The sequence below is a fragment of the Pantoea sp. NGS-ED-1003 genome, assembly GCF_000738765.1.
Taxonomy (GTDB): Bacteria; Pseudomonadota; Gammaproteobacteria; order Enterobacterales; family Enterobacteriaceae; genus Pantoea; species Pantoea septica.
In genome coordinates this window covers 1-8199 of sequence record NZ_JPQA01000020.1, presented here as the reverse complement: position 1 = coordinate 8199, position 8199 = coordinate 1, and the positions used below count along the sequence as shown (strand labels likewise).

At 56.9% G+C, this 8199-nt stretch carries 12 protein-coding genes; all 12 read right to left on the bottom strand.

Translation table 11 applies throughout. The annotated features are described in order from the left end of the window. On the bottom strand, positions 1-218 hold a 218-nt coding region (locus JS46_RS22245; RefSeq protein WP_033755935.1), incomplete at its 3' end, for a phage tail tube protein. Beyond that, positions 218-1714: a phage tail sheath subtilisin-like domain-containing protein gene (locus JS46_RS22240; RefSeq protein ID WP_033755933.1), complete on the bottom strand. Its 1497-nt coding sequence runs from the start codon at positions 1712-1714 to the stop codon at positions 218-220. The genes JS46_RS22245 and JS46_RS22240, both read right to left, overlap by 1 nt. Then, a complete protein-coding gene (locus tag JS46_RS22235; protein ID WP_033755932.1) occupies positions 1714-1902 on the bottom strand; it encodes a DUF2635 domain-containing protein in 189 nt (62 codons plus the stop codon). Before JS46_RS22235 ends, JS46_RS22240 begins: the two co-directional genes overlap by 1 nt. 3 nt (positions 1903-1905) lie before the next feature. Then, the gene (locus tag JS46_RS22230) at positions 1906-2466 is read right to left on the bottom strand and encodes a transposase (protein WP_033755931.1); all 561 of its coding nucleotides are present in this window, start codon (positions 2464-2466) and stop codon (positions 1906-1908) included. Further along, on the bottom strand, positions 2463-2969 hold the full coding sequence (locus tag JS46_RS22225) for a hypothetical protein (RefSeq protein WP_033755930.1): 507 nt from the start codon (positions 2967-2969) through the stop codon (positions 2463-2465). The genes JS46_RS22230 and JS46_RS22225 overlap by 4 nt, the downstream gene beginning before the upstream one ends. After that, positions 2962-3351 carry a phage head closure protein gene (locus tag JS46_RS22220; RefSeq protein WP_033755929.1) on the bottom strand — a complete coding sequence of 130 codons (390 nt, stop codon included), beginning with the start codon at positions 3349-3351 and terminating at the stop codon, positions 2962-2964. The genes JS46_RS22225 and JS46_RS22220 overlap by 8 nt, the downstream gene beginning before the upstream one ends. 1 nt (position 3352) lies before the next feature. Beyond that, positions 3353-3682: a head-tail connector protein gene (locus tag JS46_RS22215; RefSeq protein ID WP_010246528.1), complete on the bottom strand. Its 330-nt coding sequence runs from the start codon at positions 3680-3682 to the stop codon at positions 3353-3355. A 9-nt stretch (positions 3683-3691) separates the two neighbouring features. After that, the gene (locus JS46_RS23120) at positions 3692-3991 is read right to left on the bottom strand and encodes a hypothetical protein (RefSeq protein WP_235213028.1); all 300 of its coding nucleotides are present in this window, start codon (positions 3989-3991) and stop codon (positions 3692-3694) included. A gap of 41 nt (positions 3992-4032) precedes the next feature. Then, entirely contained in the window at positions 4033-5247 is a 1215-nt protein-coding gene (locus JS46_RS22205; protein ID WP_033755927.1) for a phage major capsid protein, read from the bottom strand. A gap of 9 nt (positions 5248-5256) precedes the next feature. Further along, the gene (locus JS46_RS22200) at positions 5257-6105 is read right to left on the bottom strand and encodes a head maturation protease, ClpP-related (protein WP_033755925.1); all 849 of its coding nucleotides are present in this window, start codon (positions 6103-6105) and stop codon (positions 5257-5259) included. Between the two features lie 11 nt (positions 6106-6116). After that, complete coding sequence (locus JS46_RS22195; RefSeq protein ID WP_033755923.1) at positions 6117-7421, bottom strand: phage portal protein; 1305 nt, start codon at positions 7419-7421, stop codon at positions 6117-6119. Further along, a partial coding sequence (locus JS46_RS22190) for a terminase TerL endonuclease subunit (protein ID WP_033755922.1) occupies positions 7421-8199 on the bottom strand: 779 nt, incomplete at its 5' end. The genes JS46_RS22195 and JS46_RS22190, both read right to left, overlap by 1 nt.

Sequence of the window (8199 nt, the reverse complement as noted above, 5' to 3'; positions counted from 1 at the left end):
TGGTCTGAATCCATCAGCTTGGTGACCGGAAACGCCTTCGGAACCTTGAAGGTGCCTTTGACGTAAGGCGCTCGGTGCGTCTCTTTGTAATCCACGTCACCGGCAAGGCCGATCACGTCATCACGCACTTTAGTGTTCATCGGCACCTCGATGCCGCCAGTCAGCGACAGCTGCTGGCCGTCCACCTTGACGTATGCTGTACCCGCAATCTTTGCCATTACGCGGTCTCCTCGCTGTATTGCAGACGGAACTGATTAAGCAGCGCAAAGACGCGCAGTTGGTTGACATAATCCGGCGGGAACAGGACATCAACGCGGGTCGGGTCGCTGACGTTGCGCTCTACCACCAGATGCTGCTTGAAGAGATCGAAGTTCTCCACGATCCCTGCTCGTTCCATCGTGCGATAGCTGGCGCACATCTCACCCTTCAATACAGCAGGTGTCACGATGGCCTGCCCCGGACCGAAGCGCGTACCGTCATTCGCCAGCTTATGACGCGGATACTTGCTGGTAATGATGCTTTTCAGCTGACGGATAACGTAGGCGCTGGTATGCAGCGTTTCGCTGTCCAGGTAGCTGTTATCCGCCACGCCATAGGCGTTTTTCTGATAGGTGGTAATGTCGCGCTGAATGCGCAGCACGCCGCTCTCAGCGTAAGCCGTAGCGATACCGTGCTTCAGAAGCGACTGCTGCTCGGTCAGGGTAAAGCGGCTGCCTGCCGGTGCCGGTAAGGCGCCGGTCAGCTCACCGGTCTGCGTCGGGCGCGCCGGGTCAGTGCGGATAAACACGGCATTACGGGCGGTGCGCAGCGCAACCAGCTCATCTGCCGCCGTCTGAACGGCAGGCTCATAACCGGCTACGGTAATGTGCTGGTTGTTCAAGGTGTCGCCAAAGGCCACCAGGTCTGACAGCGTGCCGATTTTTGCGGTGTAAACGTGTCCGTAAAGCTGACGCGCATAGCCCCAGCGACCGGAAGAGTCGTTCATCTCCAGCGCCAGCGTCGCCAGCGAGGCGGAATCACTGAACGGGGTACCGATGAAGTCAAACGGCTCATCGCCCATCGCGGCCACGGTCGCAGCCAGTGACGGTGAGCCCGTGCCGCCAGCCATCGCGGAAATCGCAACGTTAACGCCGTCAGGCGTTGTTTCGCTGCCCACGGTGCCATAGTAGTTCAGCGCCAGCGGAATGCTGTTGCCGGTAAGCCCTTTGTGACGGGCGGTAAGTGTCACGACTCCAGCCGCAGCAGCGGCAGTCACCGGCAGGTCAGCATTGGCATTAATGGCAGCGGCCAGCGTCGCGGCCACGGCTGCAGGAGCATCTCCTGTCACTACGGCGGCCTGCACACGATCTGCGCCGATATACAGGCTTAGCGAACCTGACGCCTGAGCATTGCCGGTCAGCGTCAGCGTGCCTTCAGCAGTCTCGCCTTCAGGCTCAGTTACCGCGATAACCCACAGCTCACCGAACGGATCGACAGCACGATACCGTGCCACCATACGGGCCAGCTGGCTGCCACGGCCTGCCACCTTACCCGCCAGCGCGGCAGACGGCATGATGGTGAGTTTGTTTTTCACGATGGTGCTGTCAGCTGAGGCGAGGCCAATCAGCAGCGACGGACCGCTGCTCTGCGTGGTGTTCGCTTCGCTGTTGTCCATCTCCGCCCAGAACAGCGGCACGCGGAGATCTGACGGAATAGTAGGGAACGAGACTGACATTATTCACCGCCCTTTTTCTTGGCGTCAGCGGCGGGTTTTTCTTCTTCCACGCTGACTTCTTCGACATCACCATCCGCAATGCGGCGGTGCCAGTAGCTGCTCTCTTCGACGTTGCGGCCTTCTGAAGGCAGCAGATCGCCCCGGACAGGGTCAGGAACTGACCGCCCGCGCTTGGGTCTGATTTGCATGATTTACTCGCTGAGGTTGATTTGGGTGTGGTGTTCGATAATGCCGTCAGGACCATTGCCCGGGTCGATATAATCAACATTGATGTCGACCGTTTTAAGCTCGTCCAGGGCGTCGAGATCATCCTGCTGGCGCGTGTCTTCTTCGGTGATTTCCCGCGTCAGCATGAATTCAAACTGGTAGTAGAGGCGACCCCGATCCATATCCAGAAGCTGACCGCCGGAATACGCCACCGGGCCTGCATCTGAATCAGGCTCCCAGCCCAGCAGCGCCTTCCAGATTTGCTGTCGCACGTCATGCACGGCGTCATACCCTGCCGCCTGACCGCGCTCGTCGCGCGTATTGTCCAGCACCACGACCACCGCAAAGCCTTCGGTCACTTTCTGCCAGTAGTCGGTCAGGGACTCCTGCTCAGCGGTGACGTCTTCTGTCGGAACAACATACGCTGCCGGCAGCTTCATCTTTCCGGTTTCGGGGATGGACTTGAATTCAGCCGCCCCGGCCACGTTGCCCGCAAACATCGGACATCTCGCCCGGAGTGCGGCGATCACCAGTGATAGCTTCATTTCTTTTTCCTTTCAGGACGCAGGGAGGTGCGCAGCGCGCGGCTCAGCACATAGCGCGTCCACGTCTTGCGAGCCTCCAGCACTTCGGTCATGTAGTTTTTACGCGGCGCAACCCGCCAGCCATTCCCACCAGACTTGCCTTTGTGGTGGCTCTTCCTGCGCTTAGCGCCACGCTTCACGCCGTAGAACAGAAACGCGGGGTAAAAGTCGCCATCAATGAGCCTGTTTCCCTCGCCCCGCTTCTGGTTTGGCGCAATGCGCACCATCAGGCCCGGACGGCTTTTTGATGCGCGGGGAACGTAATAGCCGATAGACCGCGCCAGCCTTCCGGTTCTGAAACCCGGATACTCACCGGGAGCAGATCGGCCGCGACGCATAACCAGACGCCGGGCATCACGCATATGCACCTGACCAATCTGGATGAAGGCGCGGCGCATTTTGGCCCGGTTAAAAACGAGATCTTTTGGCTGATCAAAGTCAACGTGCAGAAGCGGCTTAGCCATACATCTCTCCGTCGCTATCTACAGCCCTCAGCTCCTCACACTCCATCAGCAGGTAACGACCGGCTGAGTTGAGGTCGCGCAGGCGCTTAACGCGATACACATAACCGCCGTAAACCACCTCAAAATCTGACGTGATGCCCCGGCGATAACGGATCGTCATGTAGTGGGTTATAGTTTCATCAGCCTGTACGGATTCGTGATAGGTGGTAGCTCCCACCTGCCGGACCTTAGCCCACACGTCCTTTTCATTCTGATAAACTGGCTCTGTGCCGTAGTCCGCCGCCGCCTGGTCGATGCGCTGGCGCAGGTGAATGCGCTTATTCAGCTCACCGGGATCGGGCAGTGTGTAAACAGCACTGGTATTTGATGAACGTCGCTGCATGCTAATACCCCGAAACTGGCAGACGGCGCGAGTAGAGCAGGAACTCAAACGCCTGCGGGGTCTCCGTCATCTCCAGTTCTGACACTGAACTGCGATGCTCATACCAGTGACTGACCAGCATCAGCAGGGCAAGCCGGATATCTTCGGTAATGACCATGCCATCCGTATCAAGCGGTGCAATATCTGCCACCGTTTTATAAAGATTGCGGTTGAGGTAGGTCACGGCCTTTGCCTCAGCTGCAAGCGCAAAAAGCTCAAGCAGCCGATCCTCTTCCGTAAAGTCGCTCTCCAGTCGGCACTGCTGTTTAATTTCTTCAAGTGTCAGCAGCATGACAACGCCTTATTTTTTGGCTTTTTCCTTCGCCTCAGCTGCCGCTTTCGCGCTGGCTTCAGCATCCGCTTTTTCCTGCGCTTCAGCAGCGGCCTTTGCTTTGGCCTCTTCTTCAGCCTTCGCAAGCGCTTCGGCTTCGGCTTTTTCCTTCGCCTCAGCTGCCGCTTTCTCCTCTGAGCTATCATCCACCTCACTGGCATAGCCCAGCTTAATCAGCTCGCGACCGTGCTGCTCGGTGGTCTCAATGGTGTTGCCTTCGGACACTACCGTGCCGCCGAAATAATTCGGTTTAAGCAGAATCAGTTTCATATTTAACTCCCTGAAAGGCGGCCCAAAGGCCGCCATTGCTGTTACGCAGCTGCAGCAGGTGCGGTGAAGGAACCGTAAACGAACGCTTCGGGGCGCTTAACGGCCAGCGCCAGACGCTCTTCACAACGGATTGAGATCATATTTTTCTCAAAGTCGTCGGCGTTTTCGGTGGAGATAACCACGTTGGCGTCCTCGCGGTCGAAAATCTGCGCACCGGCATTGAATGCGCCGGTCAGGAATTTACCCTGGAACGCAGCCGCTTCGGTCGCGACAACCGGCAGACCCCACAGGGTAGGACCGGTCAGCGCTGCCGGGTTCGCCAGAATGTAACGGCCCAGCGTATCCTTAGTCAGTTCGATCTTCGCCCAGTCGATGAAGTGAAGAACATGGCCGGAGGCCGGGAAGCGTGCCAGCTGAGCCTGCAGCATAGCCAGTCGCAGATCATCGATACCGCTCTGATTCGCCACGGTGAAGGCGGCAGCGTATGCAGATGCCTGCGGTACGATACCGTTCAGGTGCGTGCCGGTGCCGTCACCGAACAGAATTTCCTGCTCTTCAACGTACTTCAGGCCGTAACGCAGCTCGGCGTCAATCGTAGACTGCAGCTGCGGCATGTCGTCCAGAATCTGCTTGGCGGCTTTGAACAGATGCGCGATAGTGCGGACCGGTGTAATTTTTTCAGCAAAAGTGATATCGCTGTATGGCTTCTTGGTGTTCTCAGCGACGGTCGCCGCATTGTTGGTGAAGCCGGTCTGCTGCACCCAGTAGATGGTATTGGATTCAGTGCGGCCCGGTGCAATCAGATCGCGAATAAACAGGCGCTGTTTAGGCTGCTGATCGATGCCCGGCAGGCGGTCAGGCGCAACAATCTGGCCCGGCACGTTGACGGACAGCAGCGCAGCCTTAACAGGGATGCTCAGCCGCTTGTTGCCTTCGATGCTCGCTGAAAATGCTTTCAGCGCTTCGGAGGAAACTACCTGGCCGCCCACTGTTTCGATAACGTTTTTTGCATGCGCAAGCGGCATTTGCGCAACGTGCTGTTCCAGATCGCCCAGCGAAGCTTTCAGGGCCTTGTTAGCCTCCGTCAGCGCGTTAAACTCAGTGGCTATTTTGTCTACGGCTTCCTTGGTCTGGGCAGACAGCTGGCCAGAGCTTTTTGCTTCTTTAAGCGCATCTTCAGCCTTCTGACTGAAGGTACCGGAAACCTCTTCCAGCTTTGCAGATACTTTTTTCAGTAACTCATTTACATCTGACATGGTAATTCCTTATTTGCCGAACGCGGCCAGCGCGTTTTGAAGTTGAGCAATATTTTCGGGATTGATTTCGTCGGTAGCGCCCGGCATACCTTCAGGGGTGGCAGCAGCGCCAGGCTTGCCGCCGGTTAATGCTTTAAGAAGTTTTCGACGCTCGGAGCGCGGCGCATCGGTTTTTGCCAGCATCGCGTCCAGCTTGCGTAGCGCAGCCGCCGGACTGTCGTCGCCGTCAGAAATCTCATCTGCCGCCAGCAGGCGATCCGCAAAACCTTTTTCAACCGCATCGCTGCCGCCGATATAGGTTTCAGCATTCATCATCGCGTCGATGGTGGCGGCATCCAGACCGGTACGCGCGCCATAGATATCGTTCATTGCCTTATCAAAAGGCACCATGTCGGCCGCAATCTGCTGCAGGTCGTGACGGTTGCCCATCGCATACACCCAGCAGTTATGGATCATCAGGAAAGCACCCCGACCAATCTGGACCTCATCACCGGCCATCGCGATAATCGAGGCAGCAGAAGCAGCGAGGCCCAGCACTTTAACGGTGACTTTCCCTTCGTATTCACGCAGCAGGTTGTAAATCGCCAGGCCTTCAAACATGTCGCCGCCGGGCGAATTGATATTCACCGTCACGTCAGCACCGCCGATTGAGCGGAGCGCCGCCGCAATGCGGCTGGCGGTAACGCCATCGCCGTACCAGTCAGCGCCAATTACGTCGAACACGGAAATGCTGTTTTCATCACTCTTTGCGGCTTTGATACCGCCGTTCCAGCGCTCCATTGCAGAGGACGGCAGGTCGCGATTTTCGCGCGCAAAAGGCCGCCCCTCCGGCGCTGCCGGAAGACTTTTTACTGTCATTGGGGTTGCTCCTAAGCCGCCTGTTTAAGCGGTGATTGTTCGATAGGAATGTCCGGGAAAACCGCGTCGTGAACTTCGCGCAGCAGCTTAGCGTTTACGGCCTGGCTGTTTTTGCGCAAATCCTCAAGCGGTGTAAGGTTGAGCTGCACCGTGTAAATATCGCCACCTTCAATCGGAGGCAGATTCTCCAGGCGGCGCACATCATTACGGGACATCCAGCCGTTCTGCAGCGCGGTGGTGTAATAGGCCGCACGCCCCGCACTGTCAGCACGCAGCAGGCCTTCAACAGAGAACTCAGCGAATAAGTCTTCATCGCCGTTGAGCAGGCATCGTGAAATCTCCTGTTCAATATTCACCAGCATCGGGCGAAGCGTATTCGTCAGGAACAGCAAGTTCATGCCTTCAACACTTGATGCCCAGCTGCTCTGCTTGTTTACATGACCGACCATAAACGGCGGTACGCGGAACCAGCGGCAAATCTCCTCAATGCTGAACGATCGTGATTCCAGCATCTGAGCGTCTTCAGGGTTCAGGGTGATGCCCTGATAGGACATGTCGCCCTCAAGCACCATCACCTTGCCGGCGTTTTTCGAACCAACGAACCGGTTGAGGTTTTCGCGGTTTTTCTGTCGCTGCTCTTTGGTCAGCAGGTTCTTTGACAGAAAGAAGCCTGACGTCTGTATACCGTTTTCAAAAATTTTTGCGGCTGATTCTTCTACCGCCATTGCCGCGCCAAACACGTCACGCCCGGTGCGCATCGGCATCATTCCGCATACGCCATCCAGACCAAACCCCCGGATGTGCATCATGTTTTTAACCGGAATGATGCGCGGTACGCCCTTCTCTGTGTAGGTGTACTGCAGTTCCCCGCTGTCGAGCCGTTCAACCTTCATGCTCTGAGGAAGTAGCGGCACCAGAGAAACCAGCTTCTGGCCGATCATTTTTTTCTCAACGTAGGCATTACCACGCAGGCAGATGCTGGCAACCACCATCAGCATGAAGCGCGACGGCGTCATCTCACTGTTGGGACGGCGGCATAGCAGCTGATAAGCCGGATGATTGAGCGCCAGCTTGCGGGAGCCGTCAGCAGATCGTTCGTATACCTTCATCGGCAGCGTTGAGACCGATTCACTCAGCAGGCGCACACAGGCCCAGACAGAGGCCAGCGCCAGCGCTTTCTCTGCCGTGACGACCTTTCCGCTGCTGCTTGTGCCGTACCACTCCTGCCAGAACGCGGCGTCATTAAGTCCAATCGACTCACCAAGCCAGTTAACAATCGCGCTCTTAATGCGACCCGGCCGTTTTTTTTCCTTCATCAGATACCTACCATGATCGGATCATCAAAAAAGTCATCAGGATCGCCGCTGTCCACCAGCACCGCATCCTCTGCTGCACCAATCGCCATAGCGGAAGCCACCACACCATCGATGCGGCCGGTACTTTTCTTTTTGGCAAATATGCGGTTGTCCTTCTGGTCAGCCTCAAGCACCGCAGAGGCGGCATTCCAGCGCAGGCAGGGATTGGGTCGGATAACCAGCACCCGGTTATTAAGATGCTCCTCAAACAGTTCGATAGAGCGCGGCATCCACAGCCCGGACTCCTGAGCCTTGTAAAAGCCCTGACCGTGCGGAACAAGGTCAACGCTCACAGACTCGCTTTCCAGTTCGGGCTCCAGATACTTAATGCGGTACTGGTCAAACGCGATGCACTTAATATCGTATCTGGCCGCCAGCTCACCGATGCGCACCGCGACAAAACCGTAGTTGACCGCCTTACCCGGCGGCGCGTGAATAAAGCCGTTACGCAGCCAGGCATCATAGGGAACATGGTCAGTCTTAGCGCGCTCAAGCAGAGAATCTTTTGGCGTCCAGAACTCAACTAAAAGCTTTTTGGACTTCGGGAAGTAAAGCGCCAGCGCCGTAAGGTCGCGTGAACCGGACAGGTCCAGACCGCCATAGCACTCTTCGCCCGCCAAATCTTCGGGATCAAAGTCCTGCTCGCAGTTCATCCATGTGTCGCTGTCAATCCACGGGTCGGACGCCTCCACCCACTGGCAGAAGTTAAGACGGCGCACGATGCTCTCTTTCGACGGCA

Bases quoted from the DNA above. Each gene is read 5' to 3' on its own strand.
- JS46_RS22240 (WP_033755933.1), bottom strand. From the start codon at position 1,714: ATGTCAGTCTCGTTCCCTACTATTCCGTCAGATCTCCGCGTGCCGCTG.
- JS46_RS22235 (WP_033755932.1), bottom strand. From the start codon at position 1,902: ATGCAAATCAGACCCAAGCGCGGGCGGTCAGTTCCTGACCCTGTCCGG.
- JS46_RS22230 (WP_033755931.1), bottom strand. From the start codon at position 2,466: ATGAAGCTATCACTGGTGATCGCCGCACTCCGGGCGAGATGTCCGATG.
- JS46_RS22225 (WP_033755930.1), bottom strand. From the start codon at position 2,969: ATGGCTAAGCCGCTTCTGCACGTTGACTTTGATCAGCCAAAAGATCTC.
- JS46_RS22220 (WP_033755929.1), bottom strand. From the start codon at position 3,351: ATGCAGCGACGTTCATCAAATACCAGTGCTGTTTACACACTGCCCGAT.
- JS46_RS22215 (WP_010246528.1), bottom strand. From the start codon at position 3,682: ATGCTGCTGACACTTGAAGAAATTAAACAGCAGTGCCGACTGGAGAGC.
- JS46_RS23120 (WP_235213028.1), bottom strand. From the start codon at position 3,991: ATGAAACTGATTCTGCTTAAACCGAATTATTTCGGCGGCACGGTAGTG.
- JS46_RS22205 (WP_033755927.1), bottom strand. From the start codon at position 5,247: ATGTCAGATGTAAATGAGTTACTGAAAAAAGTATCTGCAAAGCTGGAA.
- JS46_RS22200 (WP_033755925.1), bottom strand. From the start codon at position 6,105: ATGACAGTAAAAAGTCTTCCGGCAGCGCCGGAGGGGCGGCCTTTTGCG.
- JS46_RS22195 (WP_033755923.1), bottom strand. From the start codon at position 7,421: ATGAAGGAAAAAAAACGGCCGGGTCGCATTAAGAGCGCGATTGTTAAC.